14 protein-coding genes and 1 tRNA gene are annotated in these 22,179 nt (G+C 37.9%); 8 read left to right on the forward strand and 7 right to left on the reverse strand.

Annotation, left to right across the window (positions count from 1 at the left end; all coding sequences use genetic code 11):
* The first annotated feature begins 92 nt into the window (after nucleotides 1-92).
* Genes pstC through pstB form a run of 3 tightly spaced genes read left to right on the forward strand, consistent with a single transcriptional unit; the run spans nucleotide 93 to nucleotide 2,798 of the window.
* On the forward strand, nucleotides 93-1,046 hold the full coding sequence (gene pstC, locus FJR04_RS24750; RefSeq protein WP_168499852.1) for a phosphate ABC transporter permease subunit PstC: 954 nt from the start codon (nucleotides 93-95) through the stop codon (nucleotides 1,044-1,046).
* Between the two features lie 11 nt (nucleotides 1,047-1,057).
* Nucleotides 1,058-1,939: a phosphate ABC transporter permease PstA gene (gene pstA / locus FJR04_RS24755; protein WP_168499854.1), complete on the forward strand. Its 882-nt coding sequence runs from the start codon at nucleotides 1,058-1,060 to the stop codon at nucleotides 1,937-1,939.
* A gap of 52 nt (nucleotides 1,940-1,991) precedes the next feature.
* Nucleotides 1,992-2,798: a phosphate ABC transporter ATP-binding protein PstB gene (gene pstB / locus FJR04_RS24760; RefSeq protein ID WP_168499855.1), complete on the forward strand. Its 807-nt coding sequence runs from the start codon at nucleotides 1,992-1,994 to the stop codon at nucleotides 2,796-2,798.
* 14 nt (nucleotides 2,799-2,812) lie between these two features.
* Here pstB and FJR04_RS24765 read toward each other — a convergent pair.
* From FJR04_RS24765 to FJR04_RS24780, 4 genes are all read right to left on the reverse strand, one after another.
* Nucleotides 2,813-2,883, reverse strand: a tRNA-Gly gene (locus tag FJR04_RS24765).
* A gap of 602 nt (nucleotides 2,884-3,485) precedes the next feature.
* Entirely contained in the window at nucleotides 3,486-3,782 is a 297-nt protein-coding gene (locus FJR04_RS26755; RefSeq protein ID WP_168500010.1) for a pentapeptide repeat-containing protein, read from the reverse strand.
* 508 nt (nucleotides 3,783-4,290) lie between these two features.
* Entirely contained in the window at nucleotides 4,291-7,761 is a 3,471-nt protein-coding gene (locus FJR04_RS24775; protein ID WP_168499856.1) for a response regulator, read from the reverse strand.
* A gap of 627 nt (nucleotides 7,762-8,388) precedes the next feature.
* Nucleotides 8,389-8,538 (reverse strand): hypothetical protein, encoded by a 150-nt coding sequence (locus tag FJR04_RS24780; RefSeq protein WP_168499857.1) that lies wholly within the window; start codon nucleotides 8,536-8,538, stop codon nucleotides 8,389-8,391.
* Nucleotides 8,539-8,790: 252 nt separating this feature from the next.
* On the opposite strand from FJR04_RS24780, the gene FJR04_RS24785 reads away from it, so the two are divergent.
* Both FJR04_RS24785 and FJR04_RS24790 read left to right on the forward strand, forming a co-directional pair.
* Nucleotides 8,791-9,387 (forward strand): GNAT family N-acetyltransferase, encoded by a 597-nt coding sequence (locus FJR04_RS24785; protein ID WP_174763586.1) that lies wholly within the window; start codon nucleotides 8,791-8,793, stop codon nucleotides 9,385-9,387.
* Between the two features lie 391 nt (nucleotides 9,388-9,778).
* On the forward strand, nucleotides 9,779-10,321 hold the full coding sequence (locus FJR04_RS24790) for a hypothetical protein (protein ID WP_168499858.1): 543 nt from the start codon (nucleotides 9,779-9,781) through the stop codon (nucleotides 10,319-10,321).
* A gap of 43 nt (nucleotides 10,322-10,364) precedes the next feature.
* On the opposite strand, the gene FJR04_RS24795 is transcribed toward FJR04_RS24790, so the two are convergent.
* Both FJR04_RS24795 and FJR04_RS24800 read right to left on the reverse strand, forming a co-directional pair.
* Nucleotides 10,365-11,510 carry a histidinol-phosphate transaminase gene (locus FJR04_RS24795; protein WP_168500013.1) on the reverse strand — a complete coding sequence of 382 codons (1,146 nt, stop codon included), beginning with the start codon at nucleotides 11,508-11,510 and terminating at the stop codon, nucleotides 10,365-10,367.
* Nucleotides 11,511-11,577: 67 nt separating this feature from the next.
* Nucleotides 11,578-12,213 (reverse strand): YqiA/YcfP family alpha/beta fold hydrolase, encoded by a 636-nt coding sequence (locus FJR04_RS24800; protein WP_168499859.1) that lies wholly within the window; start codon nucleotides 12,211-12,213, stop codon nucleotides 11,578-11,580.
* 281 nt (nucleotides 12,214-12,494) lie between these two features.
* Between FJR04_RS24800 and FJR04_RS24805 the strand changes: the two genes are divergently transcribed.
* Nucleotides 12,495-13,382 (forward strand): hypothetical protein, encoded by an 888-nt coding sequence (locus FJR04_RS24805; protein ID WP_168499860.1) that lies wholly within the window; start codon nucleotides 12,495-12,497, stop codon nucleotides 13,380-13,382.
* 122 nt (nucleotides 13,383-13,504) lie between these two features.
* Here FJR04_RS24805 and FJR04_RS24810 read toward each other — a convergent pair whose 3' ends face one another.
* The gene (locus FJR04_RS24810; RefSeq protein ID WP_168499861.1) at nucleotides 13,505-19,210 is read right to left on the reverse strand and encodes an alpha-2-macroglobulin; all 5,706 of its coding nucleotides are present in this window, start codon (nucleotides 19,208-19,210) and stop codon (nucleotides 13,505-13,507) included.
* Between the two features lie 292 nt (nucleotides 19,211-19,502).
* Between FJR04_RS24810 and pbpC the strand changes: the two genes are divergently transcribed.
* The gene (pbpC, locus tag FJR04_RS24815) at nucleotides 19,503-21,872 is read left to right on the forward strand and encodes a penicillin-binding protein 1C (RefSeq protein WP_168499863.1); all 2,370 of its coding nucleotides are present in this window, start codon (nucleotides 19,503-19,505) and stop codon (nucleotides 21,870-21,872) included.
* A 102-nt stretch (nucleotides 21,873-21,974) separates the two neighbouring features.
* Nucleotides 21,975-22,121 carry a hypothetical protein gene (locus FJR04_RS24820; protein WP_168499865.1) on the forward strand — a complete coding sequence of 49 codons (147 nt, stop codon included), beginning with the start codon at nucleotides 21,975-21,977 and terminating at the stop codon, nucleotides 22,119-22,121.
* Nucleotides 22,122-22,179: the final 58 nt, after the last annotated feature.

Here is a 22,179-nt window from a genome sequence, read left to right on the forward strand (position 1 = left end):
ATCAAGTGACAGGTGACAGGTGACAGGCATTAATTAACCAATCACCAATCACCTATTAATTTTTGCTGATTAAACCTTTACAGTCAGTATTCATGACTACAAATTTTTCAGAAACATCATCGCTAATGAAAAGTCGCTCTGAAATGGATAGAAATCTAGATCGGAGCTTTATTTGGTTAACTCGGATTTTTGCATTAGCGATCGCTGCTACTTTATTATGGATTGCCCTACAAGTTGCCATTGGTGCTTGGCCAGCAATTCAAAAATTCGGGATCGGTTTTCTATTTACAAGTGATTGGAACCCTGTTAACAGTCAATATGGGGTGCTACCTGCGATTTATGGAACTCTGATGAGTTCTTTAATTGGACTACTTTTAGCTATTCCTATTGGTGTAGGAACGGCGATTTTGTTGAGTGAGGATTTTCTCCCCTCTCAAGTCAAGTTAGTTCTAGTATTTTTAGTAGAACTACTGGCCGCTATTCCCAGTGTCGTTTATGGCATCTGGGGAATTTTCGTTTTAGTGCCAATTATCACGAATTTGGGAAAATGGTTACACACCTACTTAGGCTGGATACCATTTTTTAGCTCTCCACCTACAGGTCCAGGAATGTTACCTGCGGGGGTGATATTAGCAATTATGACTTTGCCAATTATCACCGCTATATCCCGTGATGCTTTGATTTCTGTACCCTCTAGTTTGCGTCAAGCTGCCTTGGGAATCGGTGCAACCCGTTGGGAAACTATTTTCCAAATTCTCATTCCTGCTGCTTTTTCTGGGATTGTCAGTGCGGTAATGTTGGCACTTGGTAGAGCAATGGGGGAAACAATGGCTGTGACAATGTTAATAGGTAATGCCAATAACATTAATATCTCCCTCTTAGCACCATCTAATACCATTTCTTCTTTACTGGCTAATCAATTTGCTGAAGCTAATGGATTACAAGTTGCGGCTTTAATGTATGCGGCTTTAGTCCTATTTGCATTGACTCTGATAGTCAATATTTTGGCAGAGTTTGTTGTTGCTAGAGTTCAACGTCTGTATTGATAGGTGAAATTATGACTTCTTATTTTCCGCAAAGAAGCCTGACTCGTTCCTCTTCATCTCCCCGGACGTTGTTTAATACAGCGATGACTGTATTAGCTTTTGTCTGTGGAGCATTGGCACTTGTCCCTTTATTGGCAGTTCTTTCTTATGTAATTATCAAAGGTTTTGGTAGTCTAAGTTTGAATGTTTTGACCCAGTTACCACCTGCTCCTTTTGGGAAAAATGGTGGTTTTGGTAATGCTATTTTGGGAACACTTCTCATGGTAGGGATTGCAGCGATAATGAGCATTCCCTTTGGTGTGATGGCCGCAATTTATTTAACTGAGTTTAGTTCCCACAAAGTCGCTAGATGGATACGTTTTGCTACTAATGTTCTCAGTGGTGTCCCCTCGATTATTGCCGGGGTATTTGCCTATGGGATTGTGGTTTTGACGTTGTTAAAGCTAAACTTAGGCTCTTATTCAGCTTTGGGCGGTGGATTCGCACTAGCAATTTTAATGTTACCGATTATTGTGCGAACTACAGATGAATCTTTGCAGTTAGTATCTCAAGATTTACGTCAAGCTGCGGTGGGATTAGGTGCAACTAATTTTCAAACGGTGACACAGGTGGTACTACCGGCAGCTTTACCGGCTATTGTAACTGGTTCTACTCTAGCGATCGCTCGCGCGGCTGGAGAAACAGCACCATTACTATTTACGGCTCTTTTCTCTTCTTTTTGGCCGGATAGCATCCTCAAACCTACTGCTTCTCTGGCAGTTTTAGTTTACAACTTTGCGATTTCTCCCTTTCAGACTTGGCAATCTCTAGCTTGGGCTGCTTCTTTAATCTTAGTATTGATGGTTTTGATTACTAGTATTATTTCTCGCTGGGCAACTAGAGAAAAGGCTTAGTAATGGCTATTAATTCCAATTAAAACCTATCCAGAACAACTTCCTGACAAATATGGCTACTAACATTAGTACAAACAATGAAACTGAAGCGGTTTTACGGACAGAAAACCTGAATATCTACTATGGCAATTTCTTGGCTGTACAGAATGTTTGGCTAGATATTCCTAAAAATCGAGTTACGGCTTTTATCGGACCATCTGGTTGTGGTAAAAGTACATTGCTGCGATGTTATAATCGTCTGAATGATTTAATTGAATCATTTAGAGCCGAAGGTAAGGTTTATTTCGGCGACAAAAATCTTTATGCACCTGATATTGATCCTGTAGAGGTGCGAAGACGAATTGGTATGGTATTCCAAAGACCAAATCCATTTCCCAAGTCAATTTATGAAAATATTGCTTTTGGGGCAAAAATCAATGGCTTCAAAGGTGATATGAATGAATTGGTAGAAAGAAGTTTGCGACAAGCGGCTTTGTGGGATGAAGTCAAGGATAAATTGCGACAAAGTGGTTTATCTTTATCCGGTGGACAACAACAGCGGTTATGTATTGCCCGGGCGATCGCTGTCCAACCAGAAGTTATATTAATGGATGAACCATGTTCGGCTCTTGATCCTATTTCTACTTTGCGGGTTGAAGAACTAATTCACAAACTTAAAGAGGAATATACTATCGTTATTGTTACTCACAATATGCAGCAAGCATCACGGGTATCCGATAAAACGGCATTTTTTAATGTCAAAACTTCGGAAACTGGTGGACGTAGTGGTTATTTAGTAGAGTACAATTCCACAGAACTAATTTTTAGCGATCCTCAACAGGAGGACACCAAAGCTTACATTAGCGGCAGATTTGGTTAGTTCTGTACAGATAAAGCGGGTGGCGGGAATCGAACCCGCATTATTAGCTTGGAAGGCTAAAGTTTTACCACTAAACTACACCCGCATTTCCAATTGAATCAGTATAACATGGCTTTTATAAAAACGCAAGCATTTATGGAGAATTTATCGGTTGGATTTTGAGACGAATATATAAATTGCTCAAATCTGGTTTTGATCCGTCTTGATTATAAGCAGCGAGAAAGTTTTCCTGTTGAAACATCTGGTTAATTGCTTGCTCATAAATGCTTATTTGGCTGCGGAGTGCGGCTGGTTCAATGGTGAGAACTATCGCTTGTTGAAAGTTGCCATTTTTATCAATTATTAAACTAGCCAGTATATTTGCTGGTTTAATATCTTCTTCGCTGGGAAGAACACTAGGCTCTAATTCCTTTTCTAAGCTACCTTTATATTCAGCCAGAACATCTGGTAAATCATTAGCTCGAAGTTGTTTTTGTTGGATTAATGCAATAACTTCTTCTTTAAAAATAGGATTGACGGTAGCGATCGCACCACCTCTATTAGAAGTTGGAGCAGGTTCTGGGGTAGGATTTACAGAAGGTTCTGTTGTAGGAGTTGGGGATTCAGCGGGAATTTCTTGGGGTAGGGGAGTTCCCTTTCCTAGTCTAACTTCTTGACGACGATTCCAAGGAAGCTCACTTTCTGGAATTATTGGTGTTGTTTGTGGTGTTGGGTTGGTGGGATAAGATTGTTGTCTAACTGGTGGTTTTTCAACTTCAGATTTTTTAACTTCAGGTTTTTCAACTTCAGATTTTTTAACTTCAGGTTTTTCAACTTCGGTTTTTTTAACTTCAGATTTTTCAACTTCGAGTTTTTTAACTTCGGGTTTGATAACTTCGGGTTTGATAACTTCGGTTTTTTTAACTTCGGTTTTTTTAACTTCGAGTTTTTTGATTTCAGGTTTGATAACTTCAGGTTTTTGAGTTTGCTCCTGTTGTTGTAAATTAACCCTAGAAACTATCTCATTATCTTCAATGTTGGGTGTAATAGGAGCTAATTTTGGTGAAGATGAAAAAGAAGATTGTGATTTAATCTTTGGGGTTGTTGGTTGTGGTTTGATTGGAGATTTTGGTTCAACAGCAATCTCGATAAAGTCAATAGGAATAGAACTTTGGTTAGATTGGGGAAACCAAGGCTGGAAATTATCAGACGAACGTATTAACCAAAATACTAACAAGTGAAGAGACACAGAACTAATAGATACAACAATCCATAACCAAGCAGGATCAGTATGTCCTCTGAAACTTTGAGATGTAATTAAACTCTTATTTGAATGATTATTTGTAATCATTAGTATTATGTTATGTCAGGGAACTAGGAATAGGGAAGAAATTTCTTTCTTCTTTCTTCCTCTTGATAGCACAACCTAAACAACCTAAATAAAAATTAAATGTACGTTATCTGAGTCCTTTTCTAGTTACTGACGAATTATTCATAACCTTTTTTTAGAAATTTATTTCACAGGTTCGGGTGTGACCATAAAAGTTAGAACTGTTTCATCTATACCTTTTAATTCTAAGGGACTACCTTTAGTAATTTCTTCTTCTTGTAAATAGTCTGCCACAGCAGCGGAGACTAGGATAGTACCAGGAACAGCGGCAGCTTGCAAGCGGGCAGCAATATTCACACTTGGACCAATGGCTGTATAGTCAGCACGTTCGGCGCTACCAAACATTCCGACAACGGCCGTACCTTGGTGGATACCACAGCGAAATTGTACGCCATCACGTCCATCTGTTTCAAAGATACCTTGCGATCGCCAGCGAAGATTTAATGTCTTCAATGCGCGTTGCATGGCTCTAGCTGTGTTAATGGCACGTCGGACTTGTTCATTGGGTGTCAGGTCTTCTGGCGCTCCATATAAAGCTAAGATAGCATCTCCCATAAATTTATCCACCGTACCGCCATTCTCAAACACAACTTTAGTCATGGCTTCTAAATATTCATTCAATATTTCTGCCACTTTTCGGGATCTGAGGGTATTAGATAGTTGAGTAAAGCCCACAATGTCGCTAAATAGAACTGTCACTAAACGCGGTTCTGGTTGTAAATCTAGTGTCAACGTTCCCGTTGCGGCTTTTCTGACTAATGCTGTGGGTAAAAAGCGTCTGAGTACGGATTCTGTGAGATAGTAGTTTAACTCCAAGGTGCGTTTTTCATTTTCCTTCAAAGCTAAAAGATTCCGTGCTTCGGCCAGGAGTTCTCGATCATTAAAAGGTTTGGCTAAATAAGCATCTGCACCCTTTTCTGTGCCTTGAATCCGGGTTTCCTCATCCACTTTGGCTGTGAGGAGAATAATAGGTATACCTTTTAAATCTTCTTCATTGCGAACCATTTTAATCATTTCCAATCCTGTCACTACGGGCATCATTAAGTCAGTGATAATTAAACTGGGTTTGATGCGTTGTGCAAGAATATATCCTTCATTCCCATTGCGGGCTGTATCTACTTTATAACCATTGCGACGGAGAATATCCGAGACATAGACTCGTAAATCGGGATTATCATCAACAACTAAAATTGAGTGTCCAGTCCCTGGGGCTGTAATACTCATAAGTTGAGCATCTTTAATTTCTGGATTTGCTAATGTGTCTATTGTCTGAGCCAAATCTTCTATATCTAAATCAACTTGTTCTAAATCAGCTAATTCCACACTAGCGCGACTAATATTCAAATCAGCGACAGTATCTAAAATTCTATCTGTAGGTAGGTGAGATGAACCGATCAAAAGCTGTAAGGTAAATGTAGTTCCCTGACCATAAATAGACTCAACTGTGACTTTACCTCCGTGTAATTCTACTAATTCTTTCACGAGGGACAAACCCAAACCACTACCTTCGTAGGTGCGATTTTCTGAACCTTCGGCTTGACGGAATCGTTCAAATAGATAGGGTATTTGTTGGGGAAGAATACCAATCCCTGAATCTTGAACTTGCAAGATACAATTATTCCCTGCTGTAGCTAGTCTAATGGTGATTGTCCCATTTTCAGGGGTAAATTTCATGGCGTTTGACAAAAGGTTATAAATCACTTTGTCAAATTTTTCTATATCTAAATAGACTGTGGGACAGGTAAGCAAATCGGTATTGACTTGGAGTCCCTTTTTCTCGCAGTAAGGACGAAAAGAGTCAACAATTTGGGTAACAAATTCGACCAGATCACAAGGACGGAAACTGGGCTGCATTCTCCCTGCGTCGAGACGTTGTAAATCGAGGAGTTGATTGACTAATCGTAGTAACCGACGGGAATTGCGGAGAGCGATAATACTTTGAGAATGGGATAAGCCTTCACCTGAATTGACTGCGGATTCTAGGGGTCCTTGGATGAGGGTAATGGGAGTCCGGAACTCATGGGAGATATTTTGGAAAAATTCAGTTTTTTGTTTGTCTAGTTCTAGTAAGCGTTCTGCTTGTTCGCGGGTTTTTTGGTATAAGCGCGATTGTTGGACAGCGATCGCGGCTTGGGAAGCGACTGATTTAGCTAATTCAATTTCTGAGGATAGCCATCGTCTAGCTTTGCTACCTTCCCGCAGAGTAATACTACCAATACATTTACCATCAGCTAGTAAAGGGACAACTATGAGCGATCGCACTGGCATTTTCAAAGGTAAATCAAAACCCTGAACATCAGCCGAACAATGGGTAATATCAGCAATTACTACTGGTTCTTCTGTTCGCAATAATTCTTGCAACACCGGATTATCCTGAATTCTCACTTGGGAATCAGGTAATTGATGATGCCAAATATTCGCCAAAGAATGTCCTACAGTATCAGAACTATCATACAAACCTACACAATGAACAAATTCATCCTCCTGAGTCCACAAAGACAACACACAACCATCAACTTGTAAAGCCTGTCCTAACTGTTGAGTAATCGCTGCAAAAATATCTTCGGGATCAAGACTAGAACGAATGGCGCTAGTAATTGTATTAATCAAAGCTTCCCGTTTCGCTAAAGCCCGCACTTGTTCATAAGCATAGGTTTGCGACAAAGCCAAAGCCGCTTGATCTGCCACCACCAAAACCAACTGGATCTCATCTTCTGCCCAAATCCGGACTTGCGATCGCTGATGTAGAGCCAATACCGCCATCAATTTTTGTTGCCAAATCAAAGGAACAACTAAGCTAGAACAAATATTAGCCGCCGCAAAAGCATTAGCCCGACTAATGTTTTCATCATCGCTTTGAATCCGCTCATCATCAGCAACATTATTAATTACCTGTAATTCGCGGGTTTCCCAGACTGTCTGTACCAAAATAGGCAAAGAGATACTTCTTGCTTCTGAAGTCTCCTGTTGGCTATCCTCACCAGAGCTAATCGCTTTTTGGTAAATAAATCCTTCATCTGTCAACTGCTGATCTTGAAAAGGACGTAATAAACAAACATCTACTTCCAAAATATGTCCGACAGTATCAACAATAGTTTGTAAAACTTGCCGATAATTGAGGGCGCTACGAATCGTATTGGTAATGGTATTCAGCAGCGATTCTTGGCGGAGTGTGCGGGTAAGTTCCCTAGTTCTAGCCTTGAGGACATTGTGAGTGTCCATAGCTTGACGAACCACTGCTTTTAGTTCTTCAGATTCCCAGGGTTTAGTTACATATTTGAATACCTTGCCAGAGTTAATAGCATCTACCAAGTCTTCAACATCGGTGTAGCCAGTTAAAATAATGCGAATAATATCTGGATATTGGGTAGCTGTGAGGCTTAAAAATTCTGTACCACTCATCATCGGCATCCGCTGATCGGAAATGATGACTGAGATATCACCCTCTTGAGCCAGTAGTTCCAGCGCCGCCGGTCCAGAATTTGCCCGTAGCACCTTATAGTCACGATAAAAGGTGCGATAAAGCAAGTCAAGGTTGTCGGGTTCATCATCAACAACCAAAATTTTCGGCTTACTGTTTGCTTGTGATATCATGCACCGCTTTGCTGCTGCAATGGCAGTCGGATAAAGAATAAAATGTTCAAGTAGAGAATATGTATGAGTCAGGTAAGCTCAGGTTATTTCGACCAATAACTGACTGTTTGGTTACATGACAAGGGAATTTACCCTTGGGCAGAAATTCCAGGGTTTAACACCCCTAAACTCAGGGATCTTTTTACAGACTGGGATCTGAATTGTTAAGAAAAGTTTTCGGCATGACTGTCTTTGATTTTGAATTGTTTATTTTGGATCTTACTCCCTCACAGTAGTTGCTGATACATAAATTACTATCGGGATGGTGAATACGTGGAATGAAGCTATACATTAAGTTTTCTCATTTCAGCATTTGTACTAGCACTTTTAGGTTAATTGCATTTTTAGTAGATATGGTAGCGTTATGAATAATACATCACTCTGACTTACAGGCAAAGTATACTATTAAACAAATACCTGATTCTAATTTAGCAATCAGAACTAATACTAAAGCAAGTCGTAGTTTTAGGTAACTTTTCCATGAAGAATTGAGTATTTTTATAGGTTCTTCTCCCAGTATCCATTACTCAGTACCTATAGCACCAGTCTCTTTCGTTGCCAATTAGGGTAATTTTTAACTCTAATAGGCTAGGATAATTCATTTAGATAGGTTTTACTACCTTGACGGTAAGTTACCTTAGCTATAACTGTTTGTTTTTTTAACAACACGCTGACAATCCCCAGGTTTTCTGGTAATATATTCGGGTCTTGACCACCAATGCCGTAAGCGAAAATCACTAGCTTTTAGGTAAGTATCGCCAGAGAACCCTGAGCGTAGCCGAAGGGTAAAAGATTTGAGTCTTGGGAATCAGGACTCCTGCCCTTGGAGAAAATGTTAAACCAATAGAACTATGGAGTTCTGGCGGCTATTCCCGATGAATTGGGAAGCTCCGTCCATCTGACTGCGGAGTAGTTCACGATACCATTCAGTTATAACTGGCAAAGATACTGGGAAAATATCTTTTAAATTACATTAATCCCCAACTAGCTTTGAAATCCTGGTTTTTTGATCCAACTCACCCCAAAGCAAGCCCAGAAACTGATACTCTATCTGTTGGGCATCTGCAAATTCGCGTAGCTACACCTGATGATTTGATGATGATTGCCCAAATCGTGACTGAAAGCTTTCACTCCCAAGATGGTTTATGGGGTTGGGCTTTTCCCTTATTTCGTTTGGGTATTTATGAGGATCTCCGCCATCGTCTGAAGTTTCCCTTATCTCATCATGTTTGTTTGGTTGCTGTTGATGCTGATACAGAAGATCATCAAATTGTGGGAACTATAGAAATGGGTGTCAAATTCAGCGATTCTTGGGATTATGTTAGTCAATGTTTTCCTTATCTATCTAATTTAGCTGTTCACCCCAGTTATCGGCGGCAGGGAGTCGCTTCTGGGTTATTGATTCGCTGTGAGCAAATTTCCCAAGAATGGGGATTTCAAGATTTATATCTTCATGTTTTGGAAAGTAATCATCAAGCCCGTCAACTTTATTTTAAGTTGGCATATCGTGTGTATAAAGTCGAATCTCCCTGGAATGCAATTCTCCTAAATCGTTCACGCCAGATATTACTACATAAACACATATAAGTACCTGAGCAAAATTAATTGCATATTTTTGGAACAAATCCCTGTTCCCTATTCCCTGTTCCCTATTCCCTATTCCCTGTTCCCTATTCCCTATTCCCTGTTCCCTATTCCCTGTTCCCTGTTCCCTGTTCCCTCTTAACAGGAATTGGAGAGCGGAAACTTCAACTTTACAAAAACTTTAGATAAAGACTGCTCTAGATTGAGATAAAGCTGGAGTTCATCCCCTAGAATAGGATAATTAAAATAACTGAACAGTGCGTATTTATTCCTAAAATAAATTATACTGTTCAGGATAACGTTGATAAAGGAAAATTCACAATTTCTCAATTCAATAGCAATTTTTGCTTTGAAGAGTACACCTGTAATAATATCGTGAGAAGTTTAACAAAACATGGATAGCGACAAGCGTAGACGCTACCAAACAGCTATGGTATCAAATGACTGCGCTGATAATAGTGTTATTAACCAAATGATCATGCCAGATGGAACTGAGCAATTAGAAAGCTCTGATATTCTAGCACGGCTTCAAACCGGCAAGGTTCTCGTGGTTAATAGTCGAAAAAGAAATGGGTTAATACTCTTTAAACACTACCATGCAGAGTTTGCAGGACCTGGAGCAGTGATTGGTGGAGATTATGATAGTGATTGCCAAGGGACTTTACCCATCGGCAATCTATCTTTATTGACTCCAGAATCTCATCAAGATCGTCAAACCGCTTACTTGATTAGGCGGCAATGGATTCGCTTAATTAAGCAAATCACAGAAAGTCCTGTCGCTCAACAACGAGTCCAAAAAATTCTTGATCAATTTGAAGTATTTTTTCCCGCTGAGATAGTGGCTAATATCCCAGATGAGGCTTTTGCTATGTTGGTGGGTGTGTTACCACAAACAGTAACAATAGTCCGCCGGGTGGGTATTGATCTAGATAATTAGTGTCCAGTAGGTTACAGGGTTGAAAGTCTATTTATTTTACTAATTATTGTACTAAACTAGCTTGTATCCGTTGTAGAGTACGAGAATTTTCTTCGGGTGTACCGATGGTGATTCTTAAACCGTGAGGTAGAAGTCTAATCAGAGTACCCTGGCTTCTAAGTTTTTGGTTAAGACTTGTTAAAACGGCATCTGGTGAATGAGAGTCATTAGTTTTAACACACAGATATATAAAGTTAGTGGCGCTAGGTGTAATTTCTAAGCTGGGGTGTGCTGATAAAGCTGTGATCAGTTTGCTTCTTTCATTGAGGGTTTGGGGAATGGATTCTAGTAAAAGTTGACGATTTTCCAAAGCAATGAGGGCAGCGGCGATGGAAAAGCTGGGAAGATTGTAAGGGAGACGGACTTTTTCTAAAATAGCGATCGCCTGTGGATGAGCGATACAATAACCTACACGCATGGCTGCTAGACGGAAGGCTTTGGAAAAAGTCCGTAAAATTACCCAATTAGGACGTTGTAATAATTCCCCTACTAAGCTAGTTTGACTAAATTCAAAGTAAGCTTCGTCAATAACTACTAAAATTTCTTCTGGTAAACTTTTTAACCAATCTATTTCCGCTGCTGTTAAACAATTGGCGGTGGGGGAATTGGGATGAACGACAAAAACGGCACGAATGGGCGGATTTTGAGTTTGAGTAATGGCAGCTTGGGCGGCGGTTAAATCAGTTTCAAAGTTACTTTTATCTCTACCCACTGTCACCACAGAAATGCCCAAAGTCTGGGCTAAAATTCCGTACATAGAAAAAGTGGGGTTGGCGACTAAGATAGAACCTTCTCTGCCTAGACAAGTGGCAATTAATAGAGAACGAATCAGTTCATCAGAACCACTACCGACGGAAATATTCGCAGCGGTGAAAGTTGAATTTGCCAAGTTTGCAGATTCATTCACATATTGGGCGATCGCATTTTTAAGTGTTTCATGTCCACCATCAGGATAACGATTTGTTTCAATAACTTGCTGATAAGTCCAAGCTAACTTTTCTTTAATTTCCGGTGGTAAATCTAATGGACTTTCATTAGTATCTAAGCGATCAAATTGAGTTGCAACAGGTTCGGCGCTATCACTACCAGGATGAGGTTTATACGCGTTAAGTTGAGATAAATCGGAACGAATAAATTTAAGATTGGTCATTGGTAATGGGTGATTGGTAATGGGTGATTGGTAATTGGGAAAACTTGTCTTTGTTGGCTTTTGCTTTTTACGATAAATGGCAAAATGTGGAAATTGCTTGCCAAATTTCAGGGGTGACATTTCCCAAACCATGATCACTATTGAATTCTATTAATTCTACCCAAGGACGGGTACAGGCGAAATCTCGGCTGGATTGAATGGGGATAACTTCATCATGTTTCCCGTGGAGAATCAAAGTCGGAATGGGGCGTTGTAACAAATTTTCTTGGTATTTCTTAGCATCGGTAACAAAATTGTAACTTAGGGGTAGCAATTGTTTTTGCCCATAATGATATACCATCATATATTTTGTGCGTTGCCATAGGTTTAAACCTATTGTTCCGAATTTTGGCAACCAATGTCCTAAAAACCCAAATGCAGGTGCTAGTAAAATTAGGCGTTGTACTTGTAAATGTTGTTGTGCTAAATGGGCAGATGTCAAACCGCCTAAACTAGAACCTATGAGGGTGACTGGTTGAGAATTTTGGGAAAATTCAGCAGCGACTTGATTTAATTGGCGCGTGATTGTCAAATGAGAAAAATCACCAGCGTTCAAATCGGGAATTTGCATTGATATTTGTAGTTGAGAAAAGCGATCGCTAATATCCTGAGCTTTGCTAGACTGAGGACTAGAAGCAAAACCGTGAAGATAAACATAATTCATAACTTTGTCATTCTCAAAATTGATGAACCTCACTTATCTACGATATCTAATGTTCTTGGGCATATTTGAGATGTAGCTTTGCTTAAGTAGGACTTACGCAAAATATCTCTGAAACCTCTTTTCTATCCCTAACGGGACGCTGCGCGAACGTTCTTTCGTGATTCGTGCATAAGTCTTGTTAAGTATTTTTAATGTTTATTAACAATTCTTGCTACAAACTAAATAGTATTTTCATGTAGAATCAACCTTGGTATAAAATTTCAATTACCAGGTAATTTATCATGAGAAATTGGCAGCACAAATTATTTGCAGGCTTGGTTTGCTGTGCATTGTTAGTTTTTGGATGGCAAAATAAAGTATTAGCTGAAGAAACTACTGGTTATAGTACCCCCATACCAAAGGCGCAAATAGCCCAATTAGAAGTAACTCAAAACGTCTATGATTATCTCTTGCAATATCAACCAGAAACTTATAATTTTCTGACAAAAGCATTAGCAGAAAGTGTTGAAGATGCCAAAGAACCACTAGCAGATGAAGTAGTAAATAATCTTTGGGCTTTATCTCCAAATAATCCCCAAGTTAAATGGAGAGAAAATAATGGCAAAGTAGAATATTTGATGTCAACTTGGAAATATACAAGTAACCCCAATACAGATTGGCCAATCGGTACAAAAAAAGTTTTACCTTATCAAACTTGGTTTACCGCAGCATCACAAGTGAAAGAATTTTGTCAGCAATATCAAGCCATTGATAGCAATATTCCTGATGATATTGAACTTTCATTGCGGTTACAACAGTATTTGGGGTTGATTTTAAATAAATATTCCACTAAAACCCATTTTGTCGAACTATGGGTAAAAGCTGAAGATTTAATTAGACCATGTATTGATGCCGAAATTGACGATTCTAGCTGTAATCTTTTACCTTTACCTGTTCCTGATAGCAGTCCTGTTATCAAGGCAATATACACCAATTCTTACTCCAATGCGAAACAAGAATATTATCCTTGGTCTGGTTTAGGTTACACTTATGATTGGGGTAATTCTCAAAAACCTCATCAAGGTCCGAGTGAGTTTATTATTAACCCTACTCCTGAAAAACCTGTGGAAGTGGAAGTTGTTTCTGTGACACCGACGCAAGAATATTGTCGGAATCAGATTGTGCAGTAAGGTTTTTTTTAATAGCAAATATCTCATTTGTCGGGTGGGTTATGCTACCGCTAACTCACCTTTTTAAACTCTTACTCTCTGTGACTCTGCGTCTCTGCGTGAAAAAAAAGCATACATAAAACTCACTTTTCCAAGATATTTAAAGTAGAATCAGCACTACGTCCAAATTCTTCTGGTGCATATTGAAGATGTACTTCTGCACCAGGCCAAATGAATGTTCCTGGAGTTACAGAACGGACTAAATAATGTAAGCTGTAAACGCCTGGTTCGAGATGATCTGCATAGGAAATTATTCGATCTTTATAGATAGTTTTATATCCTAATTGCCAATTATCGGCTTTTGCTTGTAATGCTGGTGTTGCTGTTTGAAAACTATCATCTACTGCTTCAAAACCTGCGGGTAAGGGGTCTTTAATCACGACATGATCTACAGGATGATCTGTAATTACTTCTAAACCAATATCAAAGACTTGTCCAGGTTGTAAAGTCAAAGGTTTATCAAAAGCATACATTCCGGTTTTTTGGATAACTTTCTCTTCGTTGACTTTACTAATTTCTCGCGTTACTCGTAAACCGTTAAATCTTCCTGGCTGATTTCCTTGTAAACGGTATTTGTAAGCAACTAAATAATGTAATCTGCCTTTTCCAGATTTTTGTAAGAGTAAATCATGATTACGTTGAGGTAATTTATTCATGGGAACATTTACTGCAAAGCTAGGATTTTTATAGCCATTAAAACGGATTTCTCCTAATTTCTGATTTCCTAATTTTACCGTAGTCATAAAATTAGGTAGTGTGGGTTGAAGTTGGCTATATTCGACTAAAGCTGTGAGGGCTTGGGCGTTATTATAACTAGATTCCCATGTTCCATCTCTGCGTAAATTGAGAAGACTTTGCAGTAATTTATCAATGATTTCTGGGTTGCTTTTTTGGTCAATAAATAGCCGTAAAGCTTGGGATTGGGTGGTGGTATTGGAACTCATCCAACTCCAAGTTTTTGGTAAGTTGACAACTGCGGTACGTCCAGTTTCATAGATATTTTTTTGGAACTGTACTCGCATAATTTGGGCTTCATTTTGCCATTCAGGAAATTGATATAAATATCGCGCTAATTTGATTTGAGTGACTAGATCAAAATCATTGCGTTGTTGATAAATATCTGATAAAAAACTATTGCGTTTATCTCCTAATTGTGCTAAGGCAATTAAAGAATTTAGTTGTAGTTGCGATTTACAAAGTTTCTGTTTACAAAAGTCGTATTGTCCAGGGTTAGCGAGAACTTTTTGCAGATAAGTTTTTAGATTAGAGATGATTTTGTTATCAACTAAACCAGGAAAGCTTTGATTAGCTGTAACTAAAGATTCTACAGCATAAGTAGAAACCCAAGGATCTGATTTTTCTTGTTCTGGAAATGCTGCAAAACCACCATCTGCTATTTGCAGTTTTTGTAATTGTGAAATTGCTAATTTTGCTTGTTGTTGAGGATTAAATTCAGTAAATGTCTGATTATATTTTTGGGTGAGAGTTTGCAGATTTGCAGCAATTAATAATTGACTTGCGGCTGGTTCTGCAAATGGTAAATCATTATTTTCTAAAACTTGTTTTGCGGGGGCTTTAATTTCAGGAATTAAGGTACTGGCTAATTGAATATCTAAACCTCCGGCTTCGCGGAAGGTATTTTTATCAATATTGACGGGAATTTTTACTTGTTTTTCACTAACACCAGTTTCAACAACTTGTTCTGTAATTTCTAAAGGTTTGATTTCCAAAGGAACAGTAAAAGCATCCGCGATATTATTTAATTGTGTAGTAAATGTGACTTTACCTTCGCCCACATTACCCGCTACCATTGGGAAACGATAAGCTTGGGTGGCTGATTCGGCTTTTGGTTGTAATGTAGTGGTTTTGGGGTTATTTTCAGCGAAGTTGAGAGAACCGCTAAGTTCACCGTTAATAATCAGATTTCCGGTGTTTGTGGTGGTGTTGGTGACAGATAAACCTGCTAAAATGCGATCGCCTGTGCGGGCAAATTGTGGCAAAATAGCATTAGTTATTAATGGCTTTGTCGTGATAAATGTTGCGTCACTATTCCCAAACCGCAAATTTCCATCTGTAGCTACTACCATTATCCGCCATGTTGTTAAATTATCGGGTAATTTAAAGGTGATTTTCGCCTTACCATGATCATCACTAATTACCGCACCATTGTAATAAGCTAAAGCTTGAAAATCTTGGCGAATACGAGTATTTGCTAAAGCATTTGATAAGCCACCACCATAACCCCAACCTTTAGGTAAACTTGTCGGTAATGGGGTTAATTTAACATCACGACGATTATCACTAAATCGAGTCGCAATTGGTTGTTCTGCATAAACAGTATCTACCAAATTTGGCGGACGATAACCAGTTAATTGTAACACCGCTTCATTCACCACCATGACAGTAAATTGTCCTTTGGTGGGGTTTCCTTGATGATCTTTTAATTCCAATTCTACAGTTTCTTCTTTTCCTGGTTCTAAAGATTTTTCAACTGGGTTAATTTGTACCTTTAAATATTTATCTGCTAAGTCAACTTTAAAATCTGCAAACCCAATTTTGGCTAAATTTTCTAAACTTCCTAGTTTTATTTGATTCAGTGGTTTACCTTGTCTAACTAATACCGCTTGTACTGCTGCATTAGGTAACATTTCTGGAGTAACTGTAAACTGAATTTGGGGCGCACCTCCTTTAATTTTGATTACTTGTTGATAGAGAGGTTTATCTTTAATGACTGCAAAATATAATTCTCCTTCTGGGTAGGGAGATTGAATTAAAGCTGTGGCTGTATCTCCAGGTTTAAATTCTTTTTGATTTAATTTAACTTCTAATTGATCTTTTTCTTCTCCACCCCAAAATACTTGATTTTCTCCTGTTACCCAAATTTGTAAATCTGTGGCTGTAATTTCATCTCTATTATCACTAAAATTAGCGCGAATTCGATATGAACCGGATACACTAGGTTTCAAATTGACTGTTTGGGAAGTATTCTTAGAGGTAATATCTGTTTTCGCAACTGTTTGATATTCAACTTGATTTTGTGGCGTTTTACTACCTTCCACAATTTTAGTAACGCTGCTATATTTCATCTGTTGTAATTCCAGATGTACTCGTTTATTTTCTAGAGGTTTTCCCGTTGCGTCTGTGACAATCAATTCTACAGGAAAATTCTTACCAGCGTTAGCAACAAAATTACTTTTTAAACCAATAATTCGGTTACTGGGTAAAGCAGTAAAACTTTGGGAATTAGCAACCGATAAATTAGAAATATCACTAATTTGCACATCTACCCGATAAGTCATGGGGTAGGGTAAATCTTTAGCTACAGTTACAGTTTGATTACTTTTCCCATTAGGATCTAATTTGGTGTTAGTTTGTAAAACATCATTAGGAACATTGGGACTTTCTTCAGGCCAAAACCATTGTCTCCCAAAACTAAATTCTTCCCAACCTTTGGGGATAAAATTAGTCTGTTGACGAGTGACAAAATATTTGGCTTCTCCCCCTTCCACAGGTGAACCAAATAAGTAATTACTTCCTACCTGCACATCAATTTTGTCATTAATTAATGCAAATTCTTTATTTAGCTGTAAATCAACTTTAAAATTTGGGGGTTTAAATTCTGATATCCGAAACTCTCCAGAAATTTCTTTGCCATTTTTACCTTTAGCTTGAATAGTATAATAGCCTAAAGGCTGATTTTTGGAAATTGGTAACTCTAAAGAAAATGTACTAAATTCGTTAGTCGTTTTTGTTCCTAAATCTGTATTTTGTCCATTCGGACTGACTAAAGTTAATTTATAGTCGGAATTTTTATCTTCTTGAATTTCACCCTTTTCTAAATAATCTGCAAAAGCAGTAAAAGCTGCTTTTTCTCCTGGTTGATATAATTGTCTATCAGAAAATATTGTCCCTCTCGATTCTGGTTTTTCAGCTTCCCAACCAGCATCAATTCCATAACCATAAGCACCACTATATTCTTCAGTTCTCGCAAATGCCCAATCTTGATTTTCACTGGCAATTACTAATAATTGCGGTAGACTAGATTTCAATTTAGGATAACATTGTGTTAATTGATTATTCTCAATGATCAAAATTCCCTTTTCATCAGTTTTTCCGGTTGCACAGGGTACAGGTTGAGGACGAGATTTTTCTGCTAATTTTGATTGATAAATTTCAATATTTGCCCCTTTAACTGGTGAACCATTACTAAGATGATGAACTCGAATTAAACCCGATTCTGGAAACCATTGAGAAAAGACACCTAAATTAGTTAATTGTACCATGCCATAAGTTGTCGGTTCTCTCCACAATTGTTTACCGTCTTCTTGATATTTGTGAGTTCGTGCTTGCACTCCATAGGCTAACATTCCCTGAGTAGTACCTAATTTTTCTTTCAGGGGAACATTGATATTGACTGAATGATTTTGCTTATTCCTAATTTTGAAACTTTGCCATTTAGTAGGTTGGGGTAATAACTCATTAGCAGTATTTGTATAAACTAAATCTGTTGGTTTAACAATGCGATAAGCTGCTTGATATTTTGAATCTGGTAAATTAATGGTATCAATATTAATTTGTAAGTCTTTATCTGTAGGAAAAATATTTAACTCGGAAGGGGCTGAAATATTCCCAGCTATATCACCAGTATCATATTTAATTGTGAGTGGTTTATCTAAATTTTGTCCAAATTTATCTTTGATATTTCTCTCAATATTAATTGTATAAGTAGTAGCTGGTTCTAAAGCATAAGGATTAATGCTGACAATTCTATCTTCTTCGGAAATTTGCAAGACATTATCAATGTTTTTCGGTGCTGGCTTAATTTTAATATTTTCCTTCGCTGAATCTGCTAATAAGACATTATTAAATTCTAACTGGGGACTACCTTTAATAAATCTGCCATAAGTTCCACCTGAATCTGGTTCTCCATAAGGTTTAATTCCCACAAATTTTAAAGGTGAATAAGTCGCCAATTTACTGACAAATTCCTTTTGACTGGGTAAATTTCCATTAGCAGGAAGAATCCCAGGAGAAAATGTTAACCGGTAAGATGTAGCTTTTTCTAACTTTTGTACAGGAGTAAGATCATAAACCCAATTTCGGGCTGAAGCATCAAATTTTGCAAAAGGATCTAAATTATCTGGTGTTTCTTCCTGCGCTAATTTCACATTCAAACCCACACCTTGAGTCTTACCTTGAGGAACTAACAATAAATGCTTACGTACAGAATCTATATCTAATTCTAAATTTGAAGTAAATTGTAAATTTGGTTTTAAATCAATGGGTTCAAATTCCGCATTTTCAATTGGGTTAACTCCTGGTAAATTAGTAATTAAAACAGGTTCTGTATTAAAAGTCCAAGCTAAATCCTCATTTAAACGATGTTTTTTTAAATCTGCTAAACCCGCTTTCAGAGTAACTTGAACTCGCGTCGCTTGCGGTATAGCTTTATCAGCTTGAAAACCTACCATACGGGGAGTTAAAAAGCGAAATTGTCCCGGTAAAGGAGGCCAAATCTCAAATTTAGTTAATAAACTTTGCTGTTGGGGACTATCAAGACTTTCCACAGGAATTAAAGCCTCTTTAAAACGGATACGAATTTGACTAATAGGTTTTGCGTCTCCCAAAGGACTAATTTGTTCTATCCAATCTGGTAACTTTGGCGTTATTAACGACTCAACAATTGGTAACTTTTCCTTCCCTGATTTAATACCAATAAAATTACAACCCGTCATTCCTAATACAAGAGTGACAATAACCAGGAACTTAAAGATTTTTCTAATCATCATATTAAATAAATGCAAAAAATATCAAAAGCAATTAGCTACAGTAAATAAAGCAATCCTAAATAAAACGTAAATATCTCCTTCCTCTGTGTTCTCTGCGCCTCTGCGGTTCGTTAAAAAATCTTATTCCTAGTAGCTTGGATTTCCTTATGTCAACCCAATATTATCAAAACTTTTGTTGGGTTGCGCTGTCACTTAACCCAACCTACTTTTTTCTTACTTGAACCGTATTGGTATATAGATAACTAATCCATTATGACAATTCCCAAAAAAGCATACAATTCTTAACATTGTGATGAATTTACCCACACGACTCCTAAAAACTCTGACTCTTTGCGCCTCCGCGTCTCTGCGTGAGATAAAATCATATAAATTGCAGCTAAAGCGCAACTACAAACTAAATAAAATAATTTTCTCCTTCATATTAATCTGTTTATTAATCCGATTATGTCCTTATTTTGCACCTATTCATAGTATAGATATTGCCCAGCATCAATTAGCAATAGAGTTTACAGATCGTAATGGTTTACCATTAGGAACTATATTAACTACAGATCAAGAAAATACCTCAGTTGTGAAATTAAATCAAGTTTCACCACAATTTATTAATGCAATTTTAGCTGCTGAAGATAGTAACTTTTATCAACATGGGGCGTTAGATTTAAAAGCAATTGTTCGGGCTATTAAAGAAGCAATAGAGAATAGAAAAATTGTTTCTGGTGCGTCCACAATTACCATGCAGTTAGCGAGAATGTTGGACAATTCACCTCGGACAATAACTGCAAAATTAAAAGAGGTTTGGTTATCTTGGCGATTAGTTGCGGGAATGAGTAAAGATGAGATTCTTGCTGCTTATATCAATCGTTTACCAATGGGTGGAAATATTTATGGTGTGGAAGCTGCGGCGCGAATTTACTTTTCTATTCCTGCGAGTGATTTAAACTTAGCCCAAGCTTCTTTCCTAGCAGCAATTCCTAATAATCCCACTTATTTTAATCCTTATCAACATCGAGAAAGATTACAACAAAGACAGAAATATGTTTTAAACAGAATGGTAAAGGAAAAATATATTTCTGATGCTGACGCGCAACAAATATATCAAGAAAAAGTTATATTTCAAACTCGTCAACAGGGAATTATTGCTGCGCCACATTTTTTATTTTGGTTGGCGACAAAAAACAATACACCCAACCTAGAATCATCACCTATTCGCACTACGATAAATCGCCCTTTACAGCAATTTGTAGAAACACAAGTAAAACAAGTAATTGCTTCTTTAAAGGCTAACAATGTTCATGATGCAGCAGCGGTGATAATTGACAACTCCACTGGGGAAGTTTTAAGTTATGTCGGTTCGCCTGATTATTTTAATGAAGTGCAATTAGGACGAAATGACGGAGTACAAGCGTTGCGTCAACCTGGTTCTACCTTAAAGCCTTTTGTGTATGAATTAGCTTTAGAAAAAGGAGTAATTAGTCCTCATAGTATTTTGCCAGATGTGCCTACTCATTATGCAATTCCGGGAGCAAAATTATATAGTCCTACAGATTATACTAACACCTTTCTTGGTCCGGTACGAGTTAGAGTTGCTTTGGCAAATTCTTTAAATATACCTGCGGTAAAGGTATTAGAAAAAGTGGGAGTCGAAACTTTCTTAAATCGGTTGCGTGAGTTGGGCTTTGCACATCTCAATCAAAGTGCTGAATATTACGGTTTGGGTTTGACTTTGGGAAGTGGTGAAGTGAATTTATGGGAACTCGCTAGGGCTTATTTAACTATGGCTAATCTGGGGAAAAGTCAACCATTGGTAACAACATTAAATAGTTCCCCAAGTTCCAATTCTCAAACTTTAGTTTCCCATAATTGGCGATTAATTATTGATATGTTAAGCGATCGCTATGCCCGATCTACAGCTTTTGGTGTAGACTCAGTGTTAAATTTGCCCTTTCCCGTCGCTGTCAAAACTGGTACTTCTTCAAATTATCGTGATACCTGGACAGTCGGCTTTAGCAGTGATTATACTGTAGCTACTTGGGTAGGTAATTTCAACGGTGAACCCATGCGTCAGGTTTCCGGTGTAACAGGGGCTGCACCTTTATGGAACAGAATTATGTTACATCTGCATGAACATCAAGCCCCTGCTGATTTTCCGCCTCTAGAAGGTATGGTAAAATTACCAATCTGCGCTACTACAGGGTTAAAACCTACACCTGATTGTAATTCTGTAGTTCAGGAATATTTCTCTTTCCAAGATCAAATTGCTTATGAAAAATCTACTGATTCCTATTTATCACCTGTGTATGATGAATGGTTAGCAAAACAGCCACAATTGAATTTTAATGCTGATAATTTCCGGATTATATCTCCTCGGAATGGGGATTTATTTCTGCTGTATTCCGGTGGAGAGGGACACCAAAAACTAGAATTTAAAGCCAGTGGAACATTAAATCAGCCTGTGGAATGGTGGCTAAATAATAGGCATTTATCTACACAGTCAAATGATGCGATATTTTGGCATTTACGCCCTGGTAATTGGCAGCTGGAAGCCAGAATTGGTAAGCTACACGACCAAATAAACTTTCAAGTGGAGTTGGGAAATATTCAACCAACAAAGCCAGGGTTTTCTGTAGCAAATCCCACTAAAGTTCCAAAAGTTATAGATTGATAAATTTTTAATACTAAACTCAATCTTTTGTCCGGGATTTTTTCAATCAAAGTTGATAATGAATATAAATGGGGTTGAAAGTTTTAAGGAAGTGAAATAGTCATGAGTAATACAAAAGAACGCAAGTCTGCTAAAAAGAAACAGTCTTTTCCGGCTGTTGATATTGGTACTCCTAAAGTACCCATTCGTAAAACCAAAGCTAAAAATCAACCATCTGAATCTCTCAGTGACTGGGAACACGCTAGTTAATGGCGTTAGGAAGAAGGGCGTTGCTGAATTAGGGTAGGAAATTCAAAAATCAATGATT

It is taken from the genome of Anabaena sp. UHCC 0204 (assembly GCF_009711975.1).
In the GTDB taxonomy this organism is placed as follows: domain Bacteria; phylum Cyanobacteriota; class Cyanobacteriia; order Cyanobacteriales; family Nostocaceae; genus Dolichospermum.